This window comes from Methylobacterium sp. Ger2507 (assembly GCF_055231875.1).
Genome location: NZ_JBUYVC010000001.1, coordinates 2,179,583 through 2,204,851, shown reverse-complemented (window position 1 = coordinate 2,204,851; position 25,269 = coordinate 2,179,583). Strand labels below are relative to the sequence as shown.

26 protein-coding genes and 1 pseudogene are annotated in these 25,269 nt (G+C 69.3%); 10 read left to right on the top strand and 17 right to left on the bottom strand.

The window, feature by feature from the left end:
- Positions 1 to 298: 298 nt before the first annotated feature.
- Together ACV7NL_RS10230 and ACV7NL_RS10225 are read left to right on the top strand one after the other, a co-directional pair.
- Entirely contained in the window at positions 299 to 1,465 is a 1,167-nt protein-coding gene (locus ACV7NL_RS10230) for a type III PLP-dependent enzyme (RefSeq protein ID WP_463355590.1), read from the top strand.
- 147 nt (positions 1,466 to 1,612) lie between these two features.
- The gene (locus ACV7NL_RS10225; protein ID WP_463355589.1) at positions 1,613 to 2,230 is read left to right on the top strand and encodes a GNAT family N-acetyltransferase; all 618 of its coding nucleotides are present in this window, start codon (positions 1,613 to 1,615) and stop codon (positions 2,228 to 2,230) included.
- A gap of 21 nt (positions 2,231 to 2,251) precedes the next feature.
- Here ACV7NL_RS10225 and ACV7NL_RS10220 read toward each other — a convergent pair whose 3' ends face one another.
- Positions 2,252 to 2,428 carry a hypothetical protein gene (locus ACV7NL_RS10220; RefSeq protein WP_200941009.1) on the bottom strand — a complete coding sequence of 59 codons (177 nt, stop codon included), beginning with the start codon at positions 2,426 to 2,428 and terminating at the stop codon, positions 2,252 to 2,254.
- A gap of 347 nt (positions 2,429 to 2,775) precedes the next feature.
- Between ACV7NL_RS10220 and ACV7NL_RS10215 the strand changes: the two genes are divergently transcribed.
- The 4 genes from ACV7NL_RS10215 (at position 2,776) to ACV7NL_RS10200 (ending at position 6,048) form a co-directional block, all read left to right on the top strand.
- Positions 2,776 to 4,221 (top strand): homospermidine synthase, encoded by a 1,446-nt coding sequence (locus ACV7NL_RS10215; RefSeq protein ID WP_463355588.1) that lies wholly within the window; start codon positions 2,776 to 2,778, stop codon positions 4,219 to 4,221.
- Between the two features lie 169 nt (positions 4,222 to 4,390).
- Positions 4,391 to 4,732 carry a hypothetical protein gene (locus ACV7NL_RS10210; RefSeq protein ID WP_056189478.1) on the top strand — a complete coding sequence of 114 codons (342 nt, stop codon included), beginning with the start codon at positions 4,391 to 4,393 and terminating at the stop codon, positions 4,730 to 4,732.
- 27 nt (positions 4,733 to 4,759) lie between these two features.
- Positions 4,760 to 5,602, top strand: coding sequence for a DUF1206 domain-containing protein (locus tag ACV7NL_RS10205; protein WP_056189480.1), 843 nt, complete (start codon positions 4,760 to 4,762; stop codon positions 5,600 to 5,602).
- Positions 5,603 to 5,712: 110 nt separating this feature from the next.
- Positions 5,713 to 6,048, top strand: a complete 336-nt coding sequence (locus tag ACV7NL_RS10200) for a PepSY domain-containing protein (protein ID WP_244476759.1) — start codon at positions 5,713 to 5,715, stop codon at positions 6,046 to 6,048.
- A gap of 46 nt (positions 6,049 to 6,094) precedes the next feature.
- On the opposite strand, the gene ACV7NL_RS10195 is transcribed toward ACV7NL_RS10200, so the two are convergent.
- The 4 genes from ACV7NL_RS10195 to leuD all read right to left on the bottom strand — a co-directional run bounded on the left by ACV7NL_RS10195 (position 6,095) and on the right by leuD (position 9,765).
- Positions 6,095 to 7,048 carry an NAD-dependent epimerase/dehydratase family protein gene (locus tag ACV7NL_RS10195; protein WP_463355587.1) on the bottom strand — a complete coding sequence of 318 codons (954 nt, stop codon included), beginning with the start codon at positions 7,046 to 7,048 and terminating at the stop codon, positions 6,095 to 6,097.
- 13 nt (positions 7,049 to 7,061) lie between these two features.
- Entirely contained in the window at positions 7,062 to 7,448 is a 387-nt protein-coding gene (locus ACV7NL_RS10190; RefSeq protein ID WP_463355586.1) for a RidA family protein, read from the bottom strand.
- Entirely contained in the window at positions 7,445 to 8,605 is a 1,161-nt protein-coding gene (locus ACV7NL_RS10185; protein ID WP_463357098.1) for a lytic murein transglycosylase, read from the bottom strand. The genes ACV7NL_RS10190 and ACV7NL_RS10185 overlap by 4 nt, the downstream gene beginning before the upstream one ends.
- Before the next feature lie 557 nt (positions 8,606 to 9,162).
- A complete protein-coding gene (gene leuD, locus ACV7NL_RS10180; protein WP_056189704.1) occupies positions 9,163 to 9,765 on the bottom strand; it encodes a 3-isopropylmalate dehydratase small subunit in 603 nt (200 codons plus the stop codon).
- Between the two features lie 172 nt (positions 9,766 to 9,937).
- Here leuD and ACV7NL_RS10175 point away from each other — a divergent pair, with 172 nt between their 5' ends.
- Entirely contained in the window at positions 9,938 to 10,105 is a 168-nt protein-coding gene (locus ACV7NL_RS10175; RefSeq protein ID WP_200935790.1) for a hypothetical protein, read from the top strand.
- Between the two features lie 24 nt (positions 10,106 to 10,129).
- Here ACV7NL_RS10175 and ccrA read toward each other — a convergent pair whose 3' ends face one another.
- Together ccrA and ACV7NL_RS10165 are read right to left on the bottom strand one after the other, a co-directional pair.
- Positions 10,130 to 11,407 carry a crotonyl-CoA carboxylase/reductase gene (ccrA, locus tag ACV7NL_RS10170; RefSeq protein WP_056189493.1) on the bottom strand — a complete coding sequence of 426 codons (1,278 nt, stop codon included), beginning with the start codon at positions 11,405 to 11,407 and terminating at the stop codon, positions 10,130 to 10,132.
- Between the two features lie 248 nt (positions 11,408 to 11,655).
- Positions 11,656 to 11,961: pseudogene (locus ACV7NL_RS10165) on the bottom strand (catalase-related domain-containing protein); the annotation flags it as partial.
- Positions 11,962 to 12,081: 120 nt separating this feature from the next.
- Between ACV7NL_RS10165 and ACV7NL_RS10160 the strand changes: the two are divergent.
- Positions 12,082 to 14,148, top strand: a complete 2,067-nt coding sequence (locus ACV7NL_RS10160) for a protein meaA (protein ID WP_463355585.1) — start codon at positions 12,082 to 12,084, stop codon at positions 14,146 to 14,148.
- Positions 14,149 to 14,256: 108 nt separating this feature from the next.
- Here the strand turns inward: ACV7NL_RS10160 and ACV7NL_RS10155 are convergent, their stop codons facing one another.
- The 6 genes from ACV7NL_RS10155 to miaB all read right to left on the bottom strand — a co-directional run bounded on the left by ACV7NL_RS10155 (position 14,257) and on the right by miaB (position 21,384).
- Positions 14,257 to 15,432: an MFS transporter gene (locus tag ACV7NL_RS10155; protein WP_463355584.1), complete on the bottom strand. Its 1,176-nt coding sequence runs from the start codon at positions 15,430 to 15,432 to the stop codon at positions 14,257 to 14,259.
- Positions 15,429 to 17,105, bottom strand: coding sequence for an apolipoprotein N-acyltransferase (gene lnt, locus ACV7NL_RS10150; RefSeq protein WP_463355583.1), 1,677 nt, complete (start codon positions 17,103 to 17,105; stop codon positions 15,429 to 15,431). Before lnt ends, ACV7NL_RS10155 begins: the two co-directional genes overlap by 4 nt.
- 10 nt (positions 17,106 to 17,115) lie before the next feature.
- The gene (locus ACV7NL_RS10145; protein ID WP_463355582.1) at positions 17,116 to 18,219 is read right to left on the bottom strand and encodes a hemolysin family protein; all 1,104 of its coding nucleotides are present in this window, start codon (positions 18,217 to 18,219) and stop codon (positions 17,116 to 17,118) included.
- 36 nt (positions 18,220 to 18,255) lie between these two features.
- Complete coding sequence (ybeY, locus tag ACV7NL_RS10140; protein WP_056479019.1) at positions 18,256 to 18,765, bottom strand: rRNA maturation RNase YbeY; 510 nt, start codon at positions 18,763 to 18,765, stop codon at positions 18,256 to 18,258.
- On the bottom strand, positions 18,762 to 19,886 hold the full coding sequence (locus ACV7NL_RS10135; RefSeq protein WP_463357097.1) for a PhoH family protein: 1,125 nt from the start codon (positions 19,884 to 19,886) through the stop codon (positions 18,762 to 18,764). The genes ybeY and ACV7NL_RS10135 overlap by 4 nt, the downstream gene beginning before the upstream one ends.
- Before the next feature lie 157 nt (positions 19,887 to 20,043).
- Positions 20,044 to 21,384 (bottom strand): tRNA (N6-isopentenyl adenosine(37)-C2)-methylthiotransferase MiaB, encoded by a 1,341-nt coding sequence (gene miaB / locus ACV7NL_RS10130; RefSeq protein WP_056189513.1) that lies wholly within the window; start codon positions 21,382 to 21,384, stop codon positions 20,044 to 20,046.
- 209 nt (positions 21,385 to 21,593) lie between these two features.
- Between miaB and ACV7NL_RS10125 the strand changes: the two genes are divergently transcribed.
- Complete coding sequence (locus ACV7NL_RS10125; RefSeq protein WP_463355581.1) at positions 21,594 to 21,881, top strand: BrnT family toxin; 288 nt, start codon at positions 21,594 to 21,596, stop codon at positions 21,879 to 21,881.
- Complete coding sequence (locus ACV7NL_RS10120) at positions 21,856 to 22,365, top strand: BrnA antitoxin family protein (protein WP_463355580.1); 510 nt, start codon at positions 21,856 to 21,858, stop codon at positions 22,363 to 22,365. Before ACV7NL_RS10125 ends, ACV7NL_RS10120 begins: the two co-directional genes overlap by 26 nt.
- Before the next feature lie 19 nt (positions 22,366 to 22,384).
- Here ACV7NL_RS10120 and ACV7NL_RS10115 read toward each other — a convergent pair whose 3' ends face one another.
- The 4 genes from ACV7NL_RS10115 to ACV7NL_RS10100 all read right to left on the bottom strand — a co-directional run bounded on the left by ACV7NL_RS10115 (position 22,385) and on the right by ACV7NL_RS10100 (position 25,226).
- On the bottom strand, positions 22,385 to 23,263 hold the full coding sequence (locus ACV7NL_RS10115) for a lysophospholipid acyltransferase family protein (protein WP_463355579.1): 879 nt from the start codon (positions 23,261 to 23,263) through the stop codon (positions 22,385 to 22,387).
- A 27-nt stretch (positions 23,264 to 23,290) separates the two neighbouring features.
- Complete coding sequence (locus ACV7NL_RS10110) at positions 23,291 to 23,812, bottom strand: GNAT family N-acetyltransferase (protein WP_463355578.1); 522 nt, start codon at positions 23,810 to 23,812, stop codon at positions 23,291 to 23,293.
- Positions 23,809 to 24,486: a tRNA (adenosine(37)-N6)-threonylcarbamoyltransferase complex dimerization subunit type 1 TsaB gene (gene tsaB / locus ACV7NL_RS10105; protein ID WP_056189520.1), complete on the bottom strand. Its 678-nt coding sequence runs from the start codon at positions 24,484 to 24,486 to the stop codon at positions 23,809 to 23,811. Before tsaB ends, ACV7NL_RS10110 begins: the two co-directional genes overlap by 4 nt.
- Before the next feature lie 173 nt (positions 24,487 to 24,659).
- The gene (locus ACV7NL_RS10100; protein ID WP_056189523.1) at positions 24,660 to 25,226 is read right to left on the bottom strand and encodes a NifU family protein; all 567 of its coding nucleotides are present in this window, start codon (positions 25,224 to 25,226) and stop codon (positions 24,660 to 24,662) included.
- Positions 25,227 to 25,269 lie beyond the last annotated feature (43 nt).

Genomic DNA, 25,269 nt, shown 5'->3' with positions numbered 1-25,269 from the left:
CCGCTCTCCACGGGGGACGCAGCTTAAAGCAACGACGAACGGGCTTTTTTGGTCTCGTCGGCCCTCCAAAGGCCGGCACCGAAGAGGCTTGTTTCTCTTTGCCCGGCGTGCGGTGGGGGTCCCCCCTTCCAATCCAAGGCAGCTTCCGGGTGCTCTCGCGCCCGCTGCGCTTCGCGTGTCTCCAAAGCACGCGATGCGTCGCGACGCAGCGCCCCCAGACGCCGGACGACTCGCGTCGTCCTGACATTCGACAGCGCGCCCCGTGAGGGCGGCCGCGAACCTGTGGGTTGGAACGACCATGACCGATCGTATCCGCGATTTCCTCCGCGCCCGCCGCGACATGGGCCAGGACGAAGGGCCCGTGATGGTGCTCGACCTCGAGGTCGTGCGCGACAACTACACCGCGTTCGCACGCGCCCTGCCGGACACCCGCGTGTTCTATGCCGTGAAGGCGAACCCGGCTCCCGAGGTGCTGCGCCTGCTCGCCGAGATGGGCTCCTGCTTCGATACGGCCTCGGTGGTCGAGGTCGAGATGGCGCTCGCCGCCGGCGCCACCGCCGACCGGGTCTCGTTCGGCAACACCATCAAGAAGGAGCGCTGCATCGCCCGTGCGCTCAAGCTCGGCGTGCGCCTCTTCGCCGTCGACTGCCAGGCCGAGGTCGAGAAGATCGCCCGCGCCGCCGACGCGTCAGGGATCGACGGCTCCGACGTGCAGGTGTTCTGCCGCATCCTGTGCGACGGGGCCGGGGCCGAATGGCCGCTGTCGCGCAAATTCGGCTGCGTGCCGGAGATGGCGGTCGACGTGCTGGAGCATGCCCATCGCCAGGGCCTCACCGCCTACGGCGTCTCCTTCCATGTCGGTTCGCAGCAGGGCAACACCGGGGCCTGGGACGGGGCACTGGCCTCCGCCGCCATGATCTTCGAAGAATGCGCCCAGCGCGGCATCAGTCTGTCGATGGTCAACCTCGGCGGCGGCTTCCCGACCAAGTACCTCAAGGCGGTGCCGGGCGTGGAATCCTACGGCGACGCGATCTTCCGCGCGCTGACCAAGCACTTCGGCAACCACATGCCCGAGACCATCATCGAGCCGGGCCGCGGCATGGTCGGCAATGCCGGCATGATCGAGGCCGAGGTCGTGCTGGTCTCGAAGAAGTCGGAGGCCGAGGACGAGGTGCGCTGGGTCTATCTCGACATCGGCAAGTTCGGCGGTCTGGCCGAGACCATGGACGAGTCGATCCGCTACGCGATCCGCACCGAGCACGACGAGGACCGCATGACGCCCTGCGTGCTCGCCGGTCCGACCTGCGATTCGGCCGACGTGCTCTACGAGAAGGTGCCGTATCCGCTGCCGGTCTCGCTCTCGATCGGCGACAAGGTGCTGATCGAGGGCGCGGGTGCCTACACCACCACCTATGCGGCGGTGGCGTTCAACGGCTTCCCGCCCCTTCAGCAATACGTCATCTGAACCGCTCTACGGTCGTGACGCGCAGGTCGGGCACCCTCGCTGGAGGGTGCCCGGCGGTGGTCCCCCACATGCTCGCCCCGTGCGCATCCTCCGCGATGGCGCCCGGATCGTTTCGTCGCCTGCCCAACGTTCGGGAAGGGTGCGGCCTTGGTCCAGATCCGTGATGAGAAACCCGCCGACCTCGTCGCCCGGGAACGCCTGCTCGACGTCTGCTTCGGCGAGGCGCGACGCCTGAAGACCTCCGAGCGCCTGCGCGAGGGGCGTCTTCCGGCCGAGGGGCTGGCCCTGGTGGCCGAGCAGGACGACCGGGTGATCGGCACCGTCCGCCTCTGGCACGTGGAGGCTGGCCTCGGCCGGTCCGCCCTGTTGCTCGGTCCGCTCGCTGTCGATCCGTCCCTTCAGGGGATCGGGCTCGGAACGATGTTGATGCACGCGTCTCTGCGCCGGGCGACGATCCTCGGTCACGGCGCCGTGCTGCTGATGGGTGACGCGCCGTACTATGCGCGCTTCGGCTTCTCGCCGGCGCTGGCGGAGGGGCTGTTCATGCCTGGTCCGTTCGAGCGCGATCGCCTGCTCGGGCTCGAATTGCGGCCGGAGACTTTATCGGGCGCGCGCGGCATCGTGCGAGCCACCGGAGCCTGGGATGAATCGGCACCCGACCGCACGGATACAGCGGACGTGGTGGCCTTGCCGATCGCCGAACCGATCATCGGCGAACGGCCATTCGCCGAGGCCGGTGCGGCCTCGCGACGACGAGTGGCCTGACGGTCGGCCCGACGCCGCACCTCAGATCGCGGAGTGATGCTCGGCCTTGGCGGCGAGTTCGCAGCGACGCTGAAAGGCGGCGTCGTGGCGACGGCCCATCATGCGCAGGATGGAGGCGGCCAGCGTAATGATGCCGGGATCGCGATCGATCGGCTCGTCGACGGGGGCGGAAAGGCGTGCGGTGATCAGGGAAAGCATGGCGGCGGTCCGTGGCGTCGAGGGACGGACGCTTCCTCGCTGTCGACCCCTCTGAAGACGGGGATCGGCGTTGTTCTGTTGCAGTGCAATATCGGAGCGTCCGAGGCGGTCTGCAATCCGTTGCGGTGGGACGGCGACCCGCGTCCGACACATGGGACGATTCAGGGTTCCGTAACCCTTGCGTCGAGCCCGGCCCGTCGCGCGGGTGGACGCCGATCCGGTCGGGGAGTTGACCCTGCGGGCCGCAAACGTCACTGAGCCCGTCGCTTGTTCGTCATTTGCGGCGCCTAAGCACGGCGCTCGCCGAGCGATGACGACGAATTGAGTATGAGAAGGATCGAGTGCTGATGACCGAAGCCGCAACCTCCTGGCCCGTCCACGGCCGCATCACCGGCCCCATCGTGATGATCGGCTTCGGCTCCATCGGGCGCGGCACCCTTCCGCTGATCGAGCGCCACTTCGAGTACGACAAGGCCCGCTTCACCGTCGTCGAGCCGTCCGACGCGCACAAGGCGCTGGCCGACAAGCATGGCCTGCGCTTCGAGCAGGTGGCGCTCACCAAGGAGAACTACCGCGAAATCCTGACGCCCCTCCTCACCGAGGGCGGCGGCCAGGGCTTCTGCGTCAACCTCTCGGTCGACACCTCCTCGCGCGCCATCATGGAACTGTGCCGCGAACTCGGCGCCTTCTACATCGACACCGTGGCCGAGCCCTGGCCGGGCTTCTACTTCGACAAGAACAAGAGCCAGGGCGACCGCACCAACTACGCCCTGCGCCAGGACATCCTCGACGCCCGCGCGGCGAGCCCAGGCGGCATCACCGCCGTCTCGTGCTGCGGCGCCAATCCCGGCATGGTCTCGTGGTTCGTCAAGCAGGCGCTCCTCAACGTCGCCGGCGATCTCGGGCTGAAGAGCCCCGAGCCGAAGGACCGCGCCGGCTGGGCCGCGCTCATGCGCGAGGTCGGCGTCAAGGGCGTGCACATCGCCGAGCGCGACACCCAGCGCGCCAAGTCGGCCAAGCCCATGGGCGTGTTCGTCAACACCTGGTCGGTGGAAGGCTTCGTCTCCGAAGGCAACCAGCCGGCCGAACTCGGCTGGGGCACCCACGAGACCTGGAAGCCCGACAACGCCCGCGAGCAGGAGAAAGGGTCGCGCTGCGCGATCTACCTGCTTCAGCCCGGCGCCGACACCCGCGTGCGCTCCTGGACCCCGACCGCCCAGTCGCAGTTCGGGTTCCTGGTGACGCACAACGAGGCCGTCTCGATCTCCGACTACTACACCGTGCTGGAGGGTGAGCGCGCCGCCTACCGCCCGACCTGCCACTACGCCTACCACCCGGCCAACGACGCCGTCCTGTCGCTGCACGAGATGTTCGGCAATGGCGGCAAGGTTCAGGAGAAGCACCACATCCTCGACGAGACCGAAATCGTGGACGGCATCGACGAGCTCGGCGTTCTCCTCTACGGCCACGCCAGGAACGCCTACTGGTACGGTTCGCAGCTCTCCATCGAAGAGACCCGCCGCATCGCCCCCTACCAGAATGCCACCGGCCTGCAGGTGACCTCGGCCGTGCTCGCCGGCATGGTCTGGGCCCTGGAGAACCCGGAGGCCGGCATCGTCGAGGCCGACGAGATGGACTTCCGCCGCTGCCTCGAGGTGCAGACCCCGTATCTCGGCCCCGTCGTCGGCGTCTATACCGACTGGACCCCGCTGACCGGTCGCCCGGGCCTGTTCCCCGAGGACATCGACACCAGCGATCCGTGGCAGTTCCGGAACGTGCTCGTTCACGGCTGATCGGCCTGCGACTCGCCTGATCGGTTCCCGGCGCACCGTTGGTGCCGGGGACTGAACCCGACACGACGCACTTCGACCCCGTTGTGCGCTGGACTGACAGACGTCTACGATGGCATCGCGCTCTGACGCGCAGATCCGTCTTCGTCTCCAGCCAGGACTGCATTGCCCGGTGCCTCACTTCGAAGATTTCTATGCCGCCAAGCTGCGTGGCTCGCTCGGCGTCACCGACGCCGAATCGGTGCTCGACCTGCGCGGGGTGAACCGACCGACGGCGGAAGCGTCGCTTGCCGACATGCTGGAGCGCAGCCGGTTCGGGAAGGGCAAGACGGTGGCGCTCCGTCTCGATCCTCCGCCGGAGGGCGGCGGCGAAACCCTGTTCCAACCGATCGGACGGCTTCTGCTCGACGCCAAGCGCAAGGGTCTGGTCGATCGCCTGCAGACCCTGCCGGCTGGCGACGGCCTCGGCTTCTACGTGGCACTATCTGGCAAGGCTGCGCGTTCCTCCGACTGAACCAGTCTTGGAATACCAGGAAGCGCCGTGTTTTCACTTGGACTCAACACAATCGAGCGTCTGGCTCGGTTCGGATACGGCGCGCGCGGCGTCGTTTACTGTCTGGTCGGCGGCCTTGCCCTGTTGGCGGCGATCGGCCGGGGGGGACGCGCGGGCGACAGCGAGAGCGCCATCCGCTGGGTCCTGGCCGGGCCGTTCGGTGCCGTGCTGGTCGGCCTGATCGCCGTCGGGCTCCTGGGATTCGCGATCTGGCGCCTGGTCGAGGGCGTCACCGACGCCGACCGCCGCGGCACGTCGCTCAAGGGCAGCATCGTGCGCCTCGCCCATCTCCTCAGTGCGGTGATCTACACCGGTCTCGCGATCACCGCCGCGAGTCTCGCCCTCGGTCTGAGCCGAGGCGGCGGCGACAAGGCGCAGGACTGGACCGCTTGGCTCCTCGCCAAGCCGTTCGGGCTGTGGCTCGTCGGCCTGATCGGCCTCGGCGTGATGGGCGGCGGGGTCGCCTTCCTGGTGAAGGCCTTCAAGGGCGATGTGACCGACCGCCTGAAGCTCGACGCCGACCATTGCCGCTGGGCCAAGCCGATCGGGCAGTTCGGCTATGCCGCGCGCGGCATCGCGTTCCTGATCATCGGCGGGTTCTTCATCGCGGCGGCTTGGTACCAGGCCTCGTCCGAAGTGAAGGGGCTTGCCGGTGCCTTCGCGGCCCTGCGCGCCCAGCCCTACGGCTGGGTCCTGCTCGCCATCGTGGCGGCCGGACATTTCGCCTTCGGAGCTTTCGGCCTGATCCAGGCGCGATTCCGCCACATCGATGCGCCCGATATCGACCAAACGGACGACGCCGTCGCGGCCGCCCTCAAGGCGGTCCGCTGAGTCGCGCCCACGGAACCAACGCGCGCATCGGTCGATTGAGGCGCAGTTCGTGCGTCCAGGTATTGAGGCCGATGGAGCCGCCCCGATGCGCGCAAGAGGGGAAAGCCCAGTTGTCCATTCGTTCGACCATTCTCGCCGGCAGCCTCATGGCGCTCGGCCTCGGCCTGACCGCCGCGCCCGCCTCCGCGCAGGGGATCTCCATCGGCCCCGGCGGCGTCCAGGTCGATCCCGGCTACCGTCGCGGCTACGATGATCGCGGTCCGCCGCGCAGCGAGCTGTCCCGGGGCGAGGCGGCGCGGATCGCCCGGCGCGAAGGCCTCGTCGATGTCGACGGCGTCGACCGGCGCGGTCCCCGGATGATCGTCCGCGGCTCCGACCGTCGCGGCGACGACCTGACCGTGGTCATCGACAGTCGCTCCGGCGACGTGCTCGACGTCCGCCGCTGATCGACAGCCTATTTCGCGACAGAGCCCGGCGCGGTGCCGGGCTTTTTTATGTCTGGTTTCCGTTCGGACCGTGGCCGGCCAGGCTCTCCCGGGCGAGCCGCACCAGCCCGTCCCGGGCGGCGATGGCCGGAGTCCAGCCGAGGTCCATCAGCCCATCGGGCCGCGCCACCAGATCGCCGGCCAGCCGGGCGTAGAGGGCCTCCCGACCGGTGAGGCGGCAGGCGAGGCCGAGCAGGCTCCTCGGCACCGGCACCAGACCCGGCCCACGCCCGAGACCGGCCCGCAACGCCGCGATCATGTCCGGCAGGGTCAGGGCATCGGGTTCGGCGACGATCAGGGGCCGGCGCAGCGGGCCGGGCGCTTCGAGAACCGCCGCTACCGCGGCGCCCAGGCTCTCGACCGAGACCAGCGAGCGCCGACCGTCGAGGCGCCCGAACGGCAGAGGCGCCGCCGAGCGGGCCAGTTGCATCAGGCGGGCGACATTGCCTTTCGCGCCGGCTCCGTAGACCAGGACGGGTCGCAGGGCGACCCAGTCGAGATCGGTCCCCGCCAGGGCTGCCTCGGCATCGCGCTTCGAGCGTCCGTACGGCTCGGTCGGCGCCGGCAGGTCTGTGTCCGTCACGATGCCGGACGCCGCGAAGCCGACCTGGGCTCGGATCGACGAGAGGAAGACGAAGCGGTTCACGCGGGCGCGGGCGGCGGCTTCGGCGAGGCGCAGCGTGGCTTCGGTGTTCGAGGCGCGGAAGTCGTCCTCCGGCGTTCCCGACATCGCATGGGCAAGCCCGGCCGAATGCACGATCGCGTCGACGCCGGCGAGCGCTGCCGCCATGTTCATCGGCCGCGTCAGGTCCCCGACCACGGCGCTGGTGGCGCCCTCCGGCATCGCGACCGGCCGGCGCAGCAGGACCCGCACGCGATAGCCCCGCTGCGACAGGCTGTGGAGCAGGTGGCGCCCGATGAATCCGGTGGCGCCCGTCAATGCGATCAGCCGTGCGACCACGATCGGGTTCTCCCTAGGGCAGTCTCGCGGTGACCTCGATCTCGACCTTCATCTCGGGGCGCAGCAGGCCCGCCACGATGGCGATGGTGGCGGCCGGCCGGACATCGGCCAACACCCGCCCACAGATTCCGAGCACCGCCTCGGCATCCGCGCGATCGGTGACGTAATAGGTCGCCCGCACGATCCCCGCCAGGGACGACCCCGCGTCCACCAGCGTGGCGCCAATCGTGCGCCAGCAGGCCTCGGCCTGATCCTCCGCCGAGTCCGGCATCGTCATCGTGGCGTAATCGTAGCCGGTGGTTCCGGCCACGAACACGAAGCCATCCTGCACCACGGCACGGGAATAGCCGTAGGCGTTCTCGAAGGGCGACCCCGAGCTGATCAGGCGGCGCGCACTCATCCGCGCCTCAGCGCCTCCAGCACCTTGGCACCGGGGCGGCCGGTCGCCGGCATGCCGAGGCTGCGCTCGACCTCCTTGATCGCGTCGCGGGTCTTCGACCCGACCTTGCCGTCCGGCTCGCCGACGTCGAAGCCGCGCTTGGTCAGGCGGGCCTGGAGATCGCGGCGTTCGGCCCGGGACAGGGGCGGATCGTCGGTCGGCCACTCCGCCTGGATGCCCGCGCGGCCGCGCAGGCGATCGGACAGCACCGCGATGGCCAGACCATAGGATTCGGCGGCGTTGTAGGAGTAGAGCGCGTCGAAGTTCTTCGTCACCAGGAAGGCCGGCCCGTCGCTGCCCGCCGGCAGCAGGATACCCGCCGGCCCGTCGCCCGAGAGTGGGCGGCCGTCGATGCGGGTGACGCCGAGGGAGGCCCAGTGCGCCACCGGCTTCTTGTTCTTGCGCCCGGCGGCGCCGGCGTTGAAGCCGCGCGGGACCTTGACCTCGTAGCCCCATGGCTGGCCGTTGTTCCACTTGGCGACGCGCAGGAAGTTGGCCGTGGAGGCGACGGCGTCCGGCACCGAATCGACCAGATCGCGGCGCCCGTCACCATCGCCGTCGACGGCGAGGCGCTGGTAGGTGGTGGGCATGAACTGGGTCTGGCCGAAGGCACCGGCCCAGGAGCCGTTGAGGCGCGAGGGGTCGATGTCGCCGCGCTCGATGATCTTCAGGGTGGCCATCAGCTCGCCCTTGAAGAAGTCCTTCCGGCGGTGATTGGCGCAGATCAGGGTGGCGAAGGACTGGACCAGCGGCATCTTGCCGAGGTTCTTGCCGAAATTCGACTCGACGCCCCAGACCGCCGCGATGGTGTGGCGGTCGACACCGTAGCGCGCCTCCGCGCTGGCGAGCGCCTGCGCGTGCTGACGCATCGCCGCCTTGCCGTCGTCGACACGCTCCTCGTCGACCAGGGCGGCCATGTAGTCCCAGATCGGGGTCTTGAACTCGGGCTGAGCCTGGGAGAGTTCCAGCACCTTCTCGTCATGCGCGATGCCGGCGGTGGCCGCCCGGAAGGTCTGGGCCGAGATGCCCTGCGCCGCGGCCTGCGCCTGGAGGTTGGCGAGGCAGCCCTGAAAATCGGCCCGCGCCGGAGCGGAGATCGACAGGAGGGCCGCAGCCATCCCGAGGGAGAGGGTCGCCGTCTTGCCCGGTCGGCCGAATGCCATCGTGTTCTCCGCCACTACGTACCCATCGATCGTGAGCGGCGATTCAGGCGATACCAGGGTTAACGAACGGTTGAGACGGGGTCGGAATGATCGGAATGGCTCTTTCCCTGTGGTGGGCTCCTCGATCCGCGCCTCCCAGCGCAATGCGGCCCTCCTCTCCCTTGTGAGGAGGAGTGGGAGGTGGGGGTGGTGCGGCTGGCCTCCCTCGGCAGAGGATCACCCGGCCGCCCAACTCCTAACCTCTCCCCACAGGCTACAGCATCCACACATCTCGCGCGCTGCGCGGGTCCCCTCTCCTGGAAGGAGAGGGACAGGGTGAGGTGTGCGGATTGTCCGGATAAGGCACACACCTCACCCCAACCCTCTCCTTCCAGGAGAGGGAGTTCCAGTGCACCTCACGCCCCCGCAGAGACCTTCCCCCCGCACTGTTCTTGATCGAGTCAGTTCCGCCAGAGTTGTGTGTTTCTGATAGCCTCACAAGAGGAGGGGACCGGGTCAGTTTCCGGCCAACGTCAGGCGAACCCGCGCGCCGCCAGTTTCTCCTCGTAGGCGTCGATCTTGGGCGCTCGCTTCAGCGTGAGGCCGATCTCGTCGAGGCCGTTGAGCAGGCTTTCCTTGCGACCGGAATCGATGTCGAAATGCAGGGTGCCGCCGTCCGGACCCTTGATGGTCTGGGCTTCGAGATCGACCGAGAGCGTGGCGTTGGAGCCGCGCTCGGCATCCTCGAACAGCTTCTCCAGGTCTTCCGGCGAGACCGTGATCGCCAGGATGCCGTTCTTGGCGCAGTTGTTGAAGAAGATGTCGGCGAAACTCGTCGAGATCACGCAGCGGATGCCGAAATCGGTCAGGGCCCAGGGCGCGTGCTCGCGCGACGAGCCGCAACCGAAATTGTCACCGACGACGAGGATCCGGGCGTTGCGATAGGCCGGCTTGTTGAGGACGAAATCCGGGTTCTCGGAGCCGTCGTCCCGGTATCGCATCTCGGAAAACAGGCCCTTGCCGAGGCCGGTGCGCTTGATCGTCTTGAGATACTGCTTGGGGATGATCCGGTCGGTGTCGACGTTGATGATCCGCATGGGCGCCGCGACGCCCTCCAGGGTGGTGAACTTGTCCATGATGCCGGTCGCCGTGGTCTCGCGATGGGCGGCGGCCTCATCCCCGGACGAGGCAGGTGCCGCATGTGGGCCGACCTCTATCAGGCGGGCGCCGACGCCGAAAGACGGGGCTTCGCGTCTCGCGATCGTCGCCCATCGGGCCTATGCTGTGCGCAACACCAGGGGAACAGCCATGAGCGAAACCACGAACCAGTTCAAGAAGGCGCCGAAACGCAAGAAGGAGAAGGCCCGCACGGTGTCGGTCTCCCCCGAGATGCGCCAAGCCTACGCCGACCTGATCAAGCAGAAGGAAGAGCGCGAGGAATACGCCAAGCACCTGCCCTCCGAAAAGGGCAGGTGATCGTCTGGTGTTGGGTACCGGACCTTAGCGCTTCCCGGCCTCGACCACGTCCTCGACCGTGCGCAGACCGGCGCGGGGGGCGTTGACGAGGCAGGCCATGTTGCCCGGTGCGTGCTGGTTCTTCCACATCTTGGTGTGAGCCTGGGGAATCTTGTCCCAGGGGAAGACTTCGCTCATGCACGGGTCGATGCGCTGGTCGAGGACGAACTGGTTCGCCGCCGAGGCCTGCTTGAGATGGGCGAAGTGCGAGCCCTGGATACGCTTCTGGCGCATCCAGACGTAGCGGGCGTCGAAGGTGATGTTGAAGCCGGTGGTGCCGGCACAGAACACGATCATGCCGCCGCGCTTGGCCACGAGGGTGGAGACCGGGAAGGTCGATTCGCCCGGATGCTCGAACACGATGTCGACGTCGTTGCCCTTGCCGGTGATCTCCCAGATCGCCTTGCCGAACTTGCGGGCCTCCTTAAGCCAGGTGTTGTATTCAGGGCTGTTCACCTTCGGCAACTGGCCCCAGCAATCGAACTCCTTGCGGTTGATCACGCCCTTGGCCCCGAGGCTCATGACGTAGTCGCGCTTGGTGTCGTCGGAGATCACCGCGATGGCGTTGGCGCCGGAGGCCGCGCAGAGCTGGACCGCGAACACGCCGAGGCCGCCGGACGCGCCCCAAACCAGGACGTTCTGGCCCGGGCGCACGGTGTGGGGGGCGTGGCCGAACAGCATGCGGTAGGCAGTGGCGAGGGTCAGCGTGTAGCAGGCCGCCTCCTCCCAGGTCAGATGCTTCGGACGGGCCATGAGCTGGCGCGACTGCACCCGGCAATACTGCGCGAACGAGCCATCCCCGGTCTCGTAGCCCCAGATGCGCTGCGAGGGCGAGAACATCGGATCGCCGCCGTTGCACTCCTCGTCGTCGCCGTCATCCTGGTTGCAGTGGATGATGACCTCGTCGCCGACCTTCCAGCGCTTCACCTTCGCGCCGACCTTCCAGACGATGCCCGACGCGTCCGAACCGGCGATGTGGTACTCGCCCTTGTGCACGTCGAAGGGCGAGATCGGCTCGCCGAGGCCGGCCCAGACGCCGTTGTAGTTGATGCCGGCGGCCATGACGTAGACGAGCACTTCGTCGTCGCCGATCTCCCAGACCGGAAGGACTTCGAGCAGATGCGACTGCTCCGGCGGTCCATGGCGCTCGCGCCGGATCGCCCAGGCATACATCTTCGCCGGCACGTGACCGAGGGGCGGGACCTCGCCCATCTCGTACAGGTCCTTGATTTCAGTCGTGCTCGACGCAACGCTCGCGGCCATCTTGGCTCTCCCCGTGACTTCTTGTGCTGTCCGCTATATCGGCGAACCCGAAGCCGTCCAAGAGCCCCAACGGCCAAGAATCTTTTCGTTGGCGCGCAAGAAACCTTGCGATCCACAAGCAGAAGGCGCCGGCCGGACCGACGCCTTCCTGTATTCAATATTATGCTTTTGCCACGGACCTTTAAGGCTCGCTGCCCACAGGTTTCTTCGGCGATCTCCTGACGGGCGGCGATGCCCAGGCCCTCGGCGACGCCGCGACCGAAGTCGGGGTGCACCTTGTACCAATGTCCAATCAGCTGCTCCCGGATGCCGCGCGAGCTGTCGCCCATCGCGCTGACGATGGTTTGGATGAGGCGCTGACGGCCGCCGGCGTCGGGCCTGGAATCGCGGCCGCCATCGCCCTGCGCGATCGCGTTCGACAGGTCCGCGGCGATCACCGTCGGTCTGCCGTCCCAACCGCAATCAGCTCCGCGCCCGGATCGGGCAGCCGACCACTGCGCCGTGAATGGCAGGCCGAGAACGGGCGATCGTTGCAGGCGCGCAACCGTGAGCATCCGGGCCGTTCGTCCTGATGACGCCGCCCACGCGCTTCGCTAGGGTGCGCGGCAAGTGATCGAGAACAATCAAATTCAATTTTAGATCACATCAAATTCAGTCTCAGGGAGTCTTCGGGGATGAGCGGACAGGCAGGCGTTGCGGAGATCAAGCGCGACAAGCCATGGATCATCCGCACCTATGCGGGCCATTCCAACGCGAAGGAATCGAACGCGCTCTACAAGGGCAACCTCGCCAAGGGGCAGACCGGTCTTTCGGTTGCTTTCGATCTGCCGACCCAGACCGGTTATGATCCCGACCACGAGCTGGCGCGCGGCGAGGTCGGCAAGGTCGGCGTCTCGATCGCTCATCTCGGCGACATGCGGACCCTGTTCGACCAGATTCCGCTGCAGCAGATGAACACCTCGATGACGATCAACGCCACGGCACCGTGGCTGCTGTCGCTCTACCTCGCGGTGGCCGAGGAGCAAGGCGCGCCGTTCGCCGGGCTCCAGGGCACCACGCAGAACGACATCATCAAGGAATACCTGTCGCGCGGCACCTACGTGTTTCCGCCCGCACCCTCCCTTCGCCTGACCAAGGACGTGATCCTGTTCACGACCAAGGAAGTGCCGAAGTGGAACCCGATGAACGTCTGCTCCTACCATCTGCAGGAGGCCGGGGCGACGCCGGTGCAGGAACTGTCCTACGCGCTCGCCATCGCCATCGCGGTGCTGGACACGGTGCGCGACGACCCGGATTTCGACGAAGCCAGCTTCGCCGACGTGTTCAGCCGCATCTCGTTCTTCGTCAATGCCGGCATGCGGTTCGTCACCGAGATCTGCAAGATGCGGGCGTTCTCGGAACTCTGGGATGAGATCGCCCAGGAGCGCTACGGCATCACCGATCCGAAGAAGCGGATCTTCCGCTACGGCGTCCAGGTCAATTCCCTCGGCCTCACCGAGCAGCAGCCGGAAAACAACGTCCACCGCATCCTGATCGAAATGCTGGCCGTCACCCTGTCGAAGCGGGCGCGCGCCCGCGCCGTGCAGCTTCCGGCCTGGAACGAGGCGCTGGGCCTGCCGCGCCCCTGGGACCAGCAATGGTCGATGCGGATGCAGCAGATTCTGGCCTTCGAGACCGACCTGCTCGAATACGACGACATCTTCGACGGTTCGAAGGTCATCGATGCCAAGGTCGAGGCCCTGAAGGCCGAGACCCGCAAGGCGTTGGAGGAGATCGGCGGCATCGGCGGCGCCGTGGCGGCGGTCGAGACCGGCGCCCTCAAGCGGGCGCTGGTGGAGTCCAACGCCAAGCGCATCTCCGCCATCGAGGCCGGCGATCAGGTCGTGGTCGGCGTCAACAAGTTCCAGGCCGGCGAGCCCTCGCCCCTCACCGCCGGCGAGGGGGCGATCTTCACCGTCTCCGAGACGGTCGAGATGGAGGCCGAACAGCGCATCCGCGAGTGGCGCTCCAAGCGCGACGGCCGGGCCGTCGACAAGGCACTCGACGACCTCGAAGCGGCCGCCCGTTCCGGCGCCAACATCATGCCGGTGTCGATCGCGGCGGCGAAGGCCGGCGTCACCACCGGTGAGTGGGGCGAGCGCCTGCGCCAGGTCTTCGGCGAGTATCGCGCCCCGACCGGCGTCTCCCTCGAGACCATCTCATCGGGCGCCGCCGCCGATGCCAAACTGCTCATCGCGGATCTCGGCGAGCGCCTGGGCGAGACCCCCAGGCTCGTGGTCGGCAAGCCCGGCCTCGACGGCCATTCGAACGGCGCCGAGCAGATCGCGCTGCGCGCCCGCGACGTCGGCTTCGACGTGACCTATGACGGCATCCGCCAGACCCCGGCCGAGATCGTCGCCAAGGCGAAGTCCACGGGCGCCCACGTGGTCGGGCTGTCGATCCTCTCGGGCAGCCACGTGCCGCTGGTGCGCGACGTCCGGGCCAAGATGCGCGAGGCCGGGCTCGATCACATCCCGCTGGTGGTCGGCGGCATCATCTCGCCCGACGACGAACTGGTGCTCAAGAACATGGGCGTGACGGCGGTCTACACCCCGAAGGACTACGTCCTCGACACCATCATGGTGGGCATCGCCAAGGTGGTGGAACGCGCCCTCGACAAGCGCGCCGCCGAGCAGGCCGACGCCAAGGCCGGCGTCGCGGGGGCGACCCCGCGCGGCGACACCGCCGAGAAGGTGTTCTGAGCCAAGCGTGCCCGGAGGGTTTTTGGCCCCTCTGGGCGGCCGATCGGCCCTGACGGTCTGGCCCGTTGGTCGATGCGCCAGCCCGTAATCTTGAGGTCTCGGGGCCGCTCAGCCCCGCCCGACATAGCGGTCGCGTCCCGCGCCCAGACTGCACAGGAACGCCGCGATCGCGATGGCGCAGAACAGGGCCGTCGAGGCGGCCCAGGTGCCGGTCAGGTCGTGGGCCAGACCGAAGCTCAGGGGGCCGAGCGAGGCCAGGGTGTAGCCGACGCTCTGCGACATCGCCGCGAGACTGCCGGCGGCGGCCGGATCGTGGGCACGCAGGACGATGATGGTGAGGCCGAGGCCGAACAGCCCGCCGAGGCCCGCCCCGAGCAGCATGCCCACCGGAAGTGCCCAGGACAGCGGCCCGTAGACCAGCGTCACCAGCGAGACGATGCACAGGCCGAGAAGCCCGGCGGCGAAGCCGCGCTGGTCGCGCACCCGTGCCGCGAAGGATGGCACCAGCAGCGCCGCCGGGGCCTGCCCGATGCTCATCAGTGAGGACACGAACCCGGCCTCGACCGCGCTGAGCCCGCGGTCATGCAACACCAGGGGCAACCAGCCGAACATGATGTAGGCCAGCGACGATTGCAGGCCCATGAACCCGGTCACCTGCCAGGCGATCAGGTCGCGCCACAGGGAGATCCGGCGCGCGTGTCCGGCCTGCGCATCGGCGCCCGTCGCGAATGGCGCCCAGGCGACGGTCGCCACGATGGCCGGGAGCGCCCACACCCCGAGGGCCACGGGCCAGCTTCCGAGCTGGTCGGCCAGGGGCACCGCGAGGCCCGCCCCCGCCGCCGCACCGAGGCAGAGCACCATGGTGTAGAGGCCGGTGACGAATCCGGTCAGTCCCGGGAAGTCGCGCTTGACCAGTCCTGGCAGGAGCACACCCGAGAGGCCGATCCCGAAGGCGGCGAGGCAGGCGCCGACGAAGAGCGGCCCGAGACCGCCGAGGCCGCGCAGGCCCGAACCCAGCGCCACGATCGCCACCGCCAGCAGCACGCCGCGATCGGCCCCGAAGCGTCGCATCACCAAAGGACCGAGGGTGCAGGCGAGACCGATGCACAGCACCGGAAGCGTGGTGAGCAGGGCCGCCCCGGCGGCACTCAGGGCGGTCTCGGCGCGGATGCGCTCCAGCAGCGGGCCGACGGTGGTCAGGGCGGGGCGCATGTTGAAGGCGACCAGCAGGATGCCGAGACCGAGAAGGATCGGCCGGGCTCGCGTCGGAGATGTCGTCTTCACGCGCTGCGCCGCCGTACCGCCAGGGTGGTGAGGAAACCACCGATCCAGACCAGCCCGAACGGCAGGTCGCCGAGGCTGGCATAGAGCGTCCGCCCGGAGAGGCGGGCCGGCAGGTCGGCATCGAGCACGCCCTCGACGCCGAGCGGCAGACTGGCGGTGATGCGGCCATGGGCGTCGACAACGGCCGAAATGCCGGTGTTGGCGTCGCGCACCAGGGGCAGCCCTTCCTCCACGGCACGCAGACGCGCCTGGGCGAGGTGCTGGCGTGGCCCCGGCGTGTCGCCGAACCAGGCGTCGTTGGTCAGATTGAGGATCAGGCCGGGAACCGGCGGCGGCCCGTTCGGCGTGGCGCTCGGCACGATCGCGCCCGGAAAGATCGCCTCGTAGCAGATCGTCGCCGCCACCGGGGGCAGGCCCGGGATGGTCATGATCCGCTGGGTCGCCCGGTCGCCCGCGGTGAAGCCGCCCGGGATCGAGACGAACTGCCGGATGTGCAGGGCGCGCAGGGTCGCGTCGAGGGGTCCGGGCAGGTACTCGCCGAAGGGCACCAGGTGGACCTTGTCGTAGATGTCGCCGAGCTTCGGCCCGGCCGACATCGTCAGGATGCTGTTGAAGAAGCGTGGACGCGCGTCGCCCACCGGCACTTCGGCCCGCGCCGCCCCGGTGATGAGCTGCTTGCCCGGCGGGAAGGCGGCGGCGATCCGGGCCAGGGCCTCGGGATCGCGCTGGATCAGGAACGGAAAGGCCGATTCCGGCCAGATCACGTGCGTGACGTCGGCGATGCCGGTACGGTCGGGCGCGGCGGCGCGGTCGCTGAGTTCGAGGTAGCGGTCGAGGATGTCCTGACGGTTCTCGGGCCGGAACTTGGCGTCCTGGTTGAGATTCGGCTGGACCAGGCGCAGGCGCACACCCGCCACGATCGGATCGGCGGCGGCCGGAACCCGCGCGGCGCCGAATCCCGCGAGGGCCGCCAGGGCGAGGCCGGCGAGGACCAGCGGCCCGAAGCGTCCGCGCGCGCTGTCCGCCACCGCCAAGGTCGCGGGGGCGGCCGCGATGAGGATCGCCAGAAGGGTCAGGCCATAGAGGCCGACCAGGGACGCGCCCTGCATCAGCCACAGGTTCTGCCCCAGCGCCATGCCGAGCGTATTCCAGGGAAACCCGGTGAAGAGGTGCCCGCGCAGCCACTCGCTGGCGGACAGGCCGAGCGCGAGGGCAACGATGCGCAGTGCCCCGCGCGACCACAGCAGCCGGGCGAGCCCGAAGCCGAGGGCGTAGAACAGGGCCAGTACCGCCGGCAGGCCGACGACACCCAGGGGCAGCGCCCACAGGAACTCCTCGGCCTCCACCAGGAAAGCCGATCCGAGCCACCACAGACCCGCGGTGAGATAGCCGAACCCCCAGGCCCAGCCGATCACCGCGCTGGCGAGGACGGCTCCGCGCGTGGCCCGGCGTCCGGTGGCGGCGCCATCGATCAGCCAGACCGCGACGCACAGGGATACGACGAGGGCGGGAAACAGCCCGAAGGGCGGCATCGCCAGGGCGCCGGCGGCGCCGGCCGCCATGGCGACGGCGATGCGGCGCCAGCCTGCGGTCAGCATCACCCACTGCGCCAGGGCGGCGAGCGGCCCCGTCGCCGCTCCGTAACCGGCGCGTCCCACGACGCTCGACGTCATGCGAAACCCGTCACGGGGCCGGCGATCCGGGCGGCGTGGGCGCCGGCAGGGCCAGCGGAACCACGGCGGTGATGCGGGCATCCCCCCGCTGCAGGCGCAGGCGCTTCACCCGGCGCGGATCGGCGTCGAGCACCTCGAATTCGAGGTTCCCGGGACCGCTGATCAGCTCTCCGCGCGAGGGCACGCGCCCCGCCAGGGTCACGATCAGGCCGCCGATGGTGTCGATCTCCTCGGCCATCTCGCCGACCGCCGCCACGAGGTCGACGCCGCTCGCGGCGGAGACCTCGGCGAGGCCCGCCCGGGCATCGGCGACGAACACGTCGCTCTCGCCGTCAACGCGCTGGATCAGGTGTCCCTCGGCGACATCGTGCTCGTCCTCGATGTCGCCCACCACCATCTCGACCAGATCCTCGATCGAGATCAGGCCGTCGGTGCCGCCATACTCGTCGATCACGAGGGCCATGTGGGTGCGCGTCGCCTGCATCCGGACCAGCAGATCGATGGCCGGCATCGAGGGCGGCACGAACAGCACCGGGCGCTGAATACGGGTCGCCGCCAGCGTCGCCGAGAGATCGACCTGGGCGAGGTTGAGGCTGCGCAGAGCGCGGGCGCCCCGGCGGGCCCGCGGCGGCAGGACCGGGGCGGCCTCGCCCTCCGGCTGCGTCGGCGCCGCACGGCGGCTGCCGGACTCGGCCCGGGCAGCGATGTGGTCGACGAAGTCGCGGATGTGGACCATGCCGCGCGGGTCGTCGAGGGTTTCCCCGTAGACCGGAAGCCGGGAATGCCCGGCCGTGCGGAACAGCTTCAGCAGGTCGCCGAGGCTGGTGTCCATCGAGACCGCGACGATGTCGGCCCGGGGAATCATGACGTCGTCGACCCGCACCTTGTGCAGGCCGAGCACGTTCTTCAGCATGGCGCGTTCGAGGGGCGAGAACGCGTTCTCGCCAGTGTCGGGCTCGGCCAGCGCGCCCTCGATGTCGTCGCGCAGCGAATCGCGCGGGCGAAGATGGAACACGTGGAGGAGGCGGTCGTACCAGGGCTCGCGGGCCTGGTTCTCACCATCGCCGGAACTGGGCGCGGCCTGGGCCGCGCCGCGACTTCGATCGTTCGTCATGTCTCTCTGATCTGGGATGTCGGGCGGGATCGCCGCTCACTCCGTGCAGGTCTCTGCAGCATAGGGGTCGGGCACGCCAAGGGTCCGAAGCGCCGCCACCTCGAGGGCTTCCATCGCCTCGGCATCCGCCTCGCCGGTCTCGTGGTCCTGACCGAGGAGGTGAAGGGTGCCATGGACGAGGAGATGGGCCAGATGGTCGCTGAGCGGCTTCGACTGCTCGGCACTCTCGCGCAGCATCGTGTCATACGCAAGAACGACGTCGCCGAGCGGACGCGGCACGCCCGGATGAGTGGGCTGGGGCGCAGCCGGGAAAGACAGCACGTTGGTCGGCTTGTCCTTGCCGCGCCAAGTCCGGTTCAGGTCCTGCACCGCCGCATCGTTGGTGAGCAGCACGCTGATCTCGACCTCGCCCTCCGGCGCCTCGGGGGCGGCGGCGAGCCCGGCTTCCACGGCCCGGATCACGAACGCTTCGAGATCCGGCGCCACGCTCGTCCAGCGCGCGTCCTCGATCGCGACGTCGATCTCGGCCGAAACGGCAGCGCTCACGACAGGGGCCTCCGGCGGGACAGGGGCGCCCGGTCGGCATCGCCCTCCCCGTGCGACGCCGCCTCGTAGGCGGTGACGATGCGGCGGACGAGGTCGTGGCGCACCACGTCGACGTCGCGGAAGGTGATGCGGCCGATGCCCTCGACGCCGTCGAGCACGCGCACGGCCTCGACGAGGCCGGATTTCTGGCCCGGCGGCAAATCGATCTGGCTCGGATCGCCGGTGATGATCATGCGGGAATTCTCACCGAGCCGGGTCAGAAACATCTTCATCTGCATCGAGGTGGTGTTCTGCGCCTCGTCGAGGAGCACCACGGCGTTGGTCAGGGTGCGCCCGCGCATGAAAGCCAGCGGCGCGATCTCGATGATGCCGGTCTGCAGACCGCGATCGACGTGGCGCGCCTCCATGAAATCGTAGAGCGCGTCGTAGATCGGCCGCAGGTAGGGATCGACCTTGTCGCGCATGTCGCCCGGCAGGAAGCCCAGGCGCTCGCCGGCCTCGACGGCGGGGCGCGACAGGATCAGGCGCTCGACATGGCCCTGCTCCAGCAGGGAGACCGCATGGCCAACGGCGAGCCAGGTCTTGCCCGTCCCGGCCGGTCCCTCGGCGAAGACGAGTTCGTGGCTGCGCAGGGCCTTGATGTAGGCGTCCTGCGCGGGGTTGCGGGCGCGCACGGCGCCGCGCTTGCGCGTGGCGATCTGGTCGAACACAGCCCGGTCGGGCTCGGCGCTGACCTCGGCGGCGGGAAAGAGGTTGCCCTGCTGCGTCGTTTCCTGGATCGCCCCGTCGACGTCGCCGAGGGTCAGCGGCAGCCCGTTGGTCTTGACCCGGGCATAGAGCCGCTCGAACACCTTGCGGCCCTTCTCGGCCGCCTCGACGCTGCCCTTCAGCACGAGATGATTGCCGAGGGCCGTGGCGGTGACGCCGAGACGGCGCTCGATATGGGCGACGTTCTGGTCGTACTGGCCGAAGACGAGGCTCGCGAGGCGGTTGTCGTCGAAGGTCAGCGCGACCTCCTCGGTTTCGACCGCCCCCCCGATCCGCGCCGCCGGGCCGCGCCCCCGCAGGGCGCCGCCACGTCCGCCCGACCCTTCAGTTCCTGGCACGCCGTTGTCCTTCATTGCCGTCCGGGACGGATCGCAGGCTGCGAAGCCGTTTCGCACCGCGTGTCCGGAGAAGCCCCTGACATCGGAATTCGTTGCGCCACGTCCAGCGCTTCCCCGGCGCGGCGTATCGCCCGACCGGAGACCGGACGCGTCGCCGCTGCGATTCGAGCGCTCAAGCGGCCGCCGCCGTGTCGCCGACCGTCTCGCCGAACAGGCTGTTGGAGCCGGCCCGCACCACCCGCACCGGTACCACCGTGCCGATGGTCGAGGCCGGCGCATCGAATTGCACCGGCAGCAGATGGGGCGTCTTGCCGGCGACCTGGCCAGGGTGGCGCCCGACCTTCTCGACCAGGACCTCGACCACATGGCCGACGGCCGAGGCGTTGAAGGCGTGCCGCTGCGCGTCGAGCAAAGCCTGGAGCGCGGCCAGACGCTCGGACTTCACCGCCTCCGGCACCGCATCGACGCTGTCGGCGGCCGGGGTGCCGGGACGCGGGCTGTACTTGAACGAGAAGGCGCTGGCGAAGCCGATATCGCGCACCAGCCGCATCGTCTCCTCGAACTCCGCATCGGTCTCGCCGGGAAAGCCGACGATGAAGTCCGACGACAGGGCGATGTCGGGCCGGGCCGCTCGCACCCGCTCGATGATCCGCCGATAGGCGTCGCCGCTGTGCTTGCGGTTCATCGCCCGTAGCACCCGGTCGGAGCCGGACTGCACCGGCAGGTGCAGGTAGGGCATCAGCGCCGGGATCGTCCCGTGGGCGGCGATCAGATCGTCGTCCATGTCGTTGGGGTGGCTCGTGGTGTAGCGCAGGCGCAGGAGGCCGGGCAGACGCTCCAGCGCCCGCAGCAGAACCGGCAGGGTCGCGCTTTCGCCGTCCGGCCCAAGGCCGTGATAGGCGTTGACGTTCTGACCGATCAGCGTGATCTCGCGCACCCCGCCGCGCACCAGCTTCTCGGCCTCCGCCAGGATCGCCGCCACGGAACGCGAGACCTCGGCGCCGCGGGTATAGGGCACCACGCAGAAGGCGCAGAACTTGTCGCAGCCCTCCTGCACCGTGAGGAAGGCGGTGACGCCGTGGGTCCGGCGGGCCGGCAGATGGTCGAACTTGTCCTCGACCGGAAACTCGGTGTCGACCACGCGCCCGGTGGCGGAGCGCGCCAGCAGATCCGGCAGGCGATGGTAGTTCTGCGGCCCCACCACCACGTCGACGGTCGCGGCGCGGGCCAGGATCTCGGCCCCCTCGGCCTGGGCGACGCAGCCCGCCACCACGATCTTGGTGTCGCGTCCGGCCTGCGCCCGCTCACCCTTCAGCACACGCAGGCGCCCAAGCTCCGAATAGACCTTGTCGGCGGCCTTCTCGCGGATGTGGCAGGTGTTGAGGATGACGACATCCGCGTCCTCCACCACGTCGGTGGCCGCATAGCCCTCGGCGCCCAGCACGTCCGCCATGCGGGCGGCGTCGTAGGCGTTCATCTGGCAGCCGTAGGATTTGACGTAGGCTTTCTTCAACAGGCCGATTCCGAGGATGAGGATGTGCGGCCGCCCATAGCACGGATCGGCGCCGTCGTCGCGATGCCGGAGACGCCGATCAGGGTTCCGCCCTCCACACCCGCGTTCGAGCAAACTACGCCCCATTTCGGCTGCTGCAACATGTCGTATTTCCGCTACTACAAAAATTCCATTGTGAAGCTCTCCGTACTGCCGTAGGCTCTGCGTCCATGACGACGACGTGGGACGAAGCGAAGCGGCAGGCGAACCTCGCCAAGCACGGCTACGATTTCGCCGACTTCGAGACTCACTTCGATGGCGAGACGGCGCTGATCCGGCCAACTCGACCCAGTCGAAATGGGCGCCATCGCTATCTGCTCATCGGAGATTGGAACGGCGAGCGGGTGGTGGCGGTGGTCGTCTCACCGCTCGGCACCGAGGCACTCGCCCTGGTGAGCCTGCGCAGCGCCAGCCCTGTGGAGAGGTCTGCCTATGACCGACACCGCGCCAAAACCTGATTCCCGCGAGGCCCGATCCACGCCACGGGCCTCCCTGCCCCGGAGCTATACGCAGCAGGACTGGGACGACGTGTCCGACACCCCGGAACTGACCGAGACGGAAGCCGCCGGTCTGCGGCCTGCCCGAGAGGTACCGGAAGTCTACGGCCTGCTGCCGAAGCGCGGGCGTGGCCGCCCGAAGCGTGCAGACGCCAAGGTGAACCTGACGCTCCGGGTCGAGCCGGCATTGCTCGAAGCCTACAAGGCGACCGGGCCGGGCTGGCAGGTACGGATGCAGGACGCTCTCGCTGCATTCCTGGCGACCGGAAACGAACGGCCCTCCGGCGGCGAAGGGGCCGCATCCGCGCCGTCCGCCTGTGCAGCCGGACACGGAACGGCAGCCGCGAATCGGGATGACGGCGGCGTCCCGGATGCGAACCGGTCGAGCACCCGATGCAACGATCACGCAGCAGCGCAGCGCTCAGGTCGCCCGAAATCCGCGTAGTCAGGGACCGCGAGAGCGTTCAGCGTAGCTCGAGACCCGCTCCGCTCACGGCTGCGGCCCCGTCGACCGCTTTGCGGGTGCGTCCCGACCAGACCGGCCCGAGGGGCGGGCGTCCGGTCGTGCCGCGCTGGACCGCCTCGCGCACGGAGGCTTCGGCCAGGGCGGTGGCGCGCTTGCGGTCGGTGCCGGCTTCGAAGGCGATCGGCGCGCCCCAGCTGACGTGGATGTCGAGGGGACCGCCGGCCAGGAAGCTGGCGAGGTGGGGCGCGAGGTCCATGTCGCCGTACCAAGCGATCTCGGGGCGCTCGGCACGCACCACCGGCAGGCCGTTCCGGCGCGGATAGGTGAGCGCCAGCGGCTGCAGGCGGATGCGGGCCGGGCCCTCTCCGGCGACGGCCGCGCGGGCGGCGCCCACGAGCGAGGAGCGGAACGGCAGCAGCCGGGTCCCGTCGCCCGTGGTGCCCTCGGCGAACAGCACGATGAGATCGCCCCCCGCCAGACGGCGCGCCACCGTGGCGTTGACGCTGGCGGTGTCGGCGCGGCGGGTCCGGTCGATGAAGACCGTGCGCTGGAGCCGCGCCAGGGTGCCGACCACCGGCCAGCCGGCGATCTCGGATTTGGCCACGAAGGAGAGCGGCCGCAGGGAGCCGAGGACGAGGATGTCGAGCCAGGACACGTGGTTGGCGAGCACCAGGGCCGGCTCGCCCGGCTCGGGCGGGGTGCCGCTCTGGGTCACCCGCAGGTCGAACAGCATCCGGAAGGCGCGGTGGAACAGCACCGGCATCCAGGCCGCGATCCGTCCGCGCCCGAAGCGCAGGCTGAGAAGGTGGGGGCCGACGATCGCGCCGAAGAGGAGCGCGCAGAGGAGGAGCCGGATCGCCGTGCCGACGCGGGTCATCGCGCGCTCAGGCGCCGTGGCGCCGGATCACGCCAGCACCGCCGTCATGGTCAGAGCGGTCGCGCGCTGGCCGTCGGCGCGGGTGTAGTAGCCCGTCCGCTCGCCGACCTGCCGGAAGCCGTGGCGGGCGTAGAGCTTCAGCGCCGGGGCGTTGCCCTCGTCGACCTCCAGGTGGACGGTGCGGATGCCGGTCTGGGCTAAGTGTTGGAGATGCGCGCTCACCAGCTTATGCGAGAGGCCGCCGCCGCGCACGCCCGGCGCCAGCACCACCGTGAGGATCTCGGCCTCGTCTGCGGCGCGGCGCGACAGGACGAAGCCCTGGATCGCACCGTTCTTCCACAGGGTATGCGCCTCGGTGGAACGCTCGCACAGCATGCGCTCGAACTCGTGCGCGTCCCAGGGGCGGGCGAAGGCGGTGGCGTGGATGCGGGCCAGCGCCCGGGCCTGACCGGAATCGCGCAGAACGGTCACGTAGGGCGCCGTGCCCCAGGCTTCCCACCAGGCGGACCAGACCTCGAAGGGCCAGAAGGGAGTCAGGGGTCGGGTCATCGGCGCGCAAGCCTCGCATGATCCTGCGGCTGGGCGTCGGGGCCACGCAGGTAGAGCGGCCGGGCCAAGGCCTGGGCCGGATCGGCGAGCATGCCGAGCGAGGCGATCCAGCCGATCTCGGCGGCCCCGGTGCCGGCGACCTCGACGGCGAATCCGCGGGCCTTGGCGGCGGCGGCGATCAGGGGCGCACCGGAGCCGACCAGCGTCACGACGCCATCGAGCATCGCCGCCGCCTCCGCGACCGGAACGTGGCTCGGCGGCACCACGATGCCGTCCGTCATGCTCATCGCCTGGAGGTAGACCGAGCCGTGACGCGCGTCGATGGCGGCGACGATCAGGCCCTCGCCGTTGAGCGCCAGCAGCGGCGCCAGCAGGGCCGACAGGGTGGTGACGCCGACCACCGGAATGCCGGTGGCGAGACCGATGGCGCGGGCGGCCGAAAGCCCCACCCGCAGGCCGGTGTAACTGCCCGGCCCGACCGTCACGGCGACGCGGTCCAGCGCCTCGAACCCGCCCTCGACCCGGGCGACCACGCGCTCGATCATCGGCAGCAGGGCCTCGGCATGGCCGCGACCGAGGACCATCGACTCGTGGGCGAGGAGATCGTCGGTGGCATCCGAGGCGATGCAGACGGAACAGGCGTCGAGCGCCGTGTCGATGGCGAGGATACGCAAACTCACTCCCGATCGTGCCGCGGCCCCGGAGCGCGCCTGCGTCCCGGGACGGCCTGACGTTAAGACAAAAACGGCCGCTCCGGCAGAGCGGAGCGGCCGTCAGGGACACATTCGCGCGAACCTGTTGCGGCTTTGCGCCGAACGGGCGGTTTCTCGGCCTCGGATCGCCGACCTTAGATCGCTTGCACCTCGCGGATTTCCGGCAGGAAGTGCCGGAACAGGTTCTGCACGCCGTTGCGCAGGGTGGCGGTGGAGGACGGGCAGCCCGAGCAGGCGCCCTTCATCTCGAGGTAGACCACGCCTTCCTTGTAGCCCCGGAAGGTGATGTCGCCGCCGTCGCCGGCCACGGCCGGACGAACGCGGGTCTCCAGCAGGTCCTTGATCGTCTCGACCGTCTCGAGGTCGGCCGGATCGAAGAACTCCTCGGCATCCTCGCTGCCGACGACGTGGCCCTCGGCCAGGGTCGGCGCACCGGACTGGAAATGCTCCATGATCGCGCCGAGCACGGCCGGCTTCACCTGCGGCCAGAGATTGTCGTCCTCGGCCTTGGTGACCGAGATGAAATCGTGCCCGAGATAGACGCCCGAGACGCCGGGCACGTCGAACAGGCGGGTCGCCAGGGGCGAGCGGGCCGCGGCCTCAGCGTCGCGCGCCTCGAAGGTGCCTTCGGTCAGGACCACGCGGCCGGGCAGGAACTTCAGGGTGGCGGGATTCGGAGTGGCTTCGGTCTGGATGAACATGGCTCAGAAAGATCCTCGTCCGCTGCGCCGGTTCAAGGCCGGC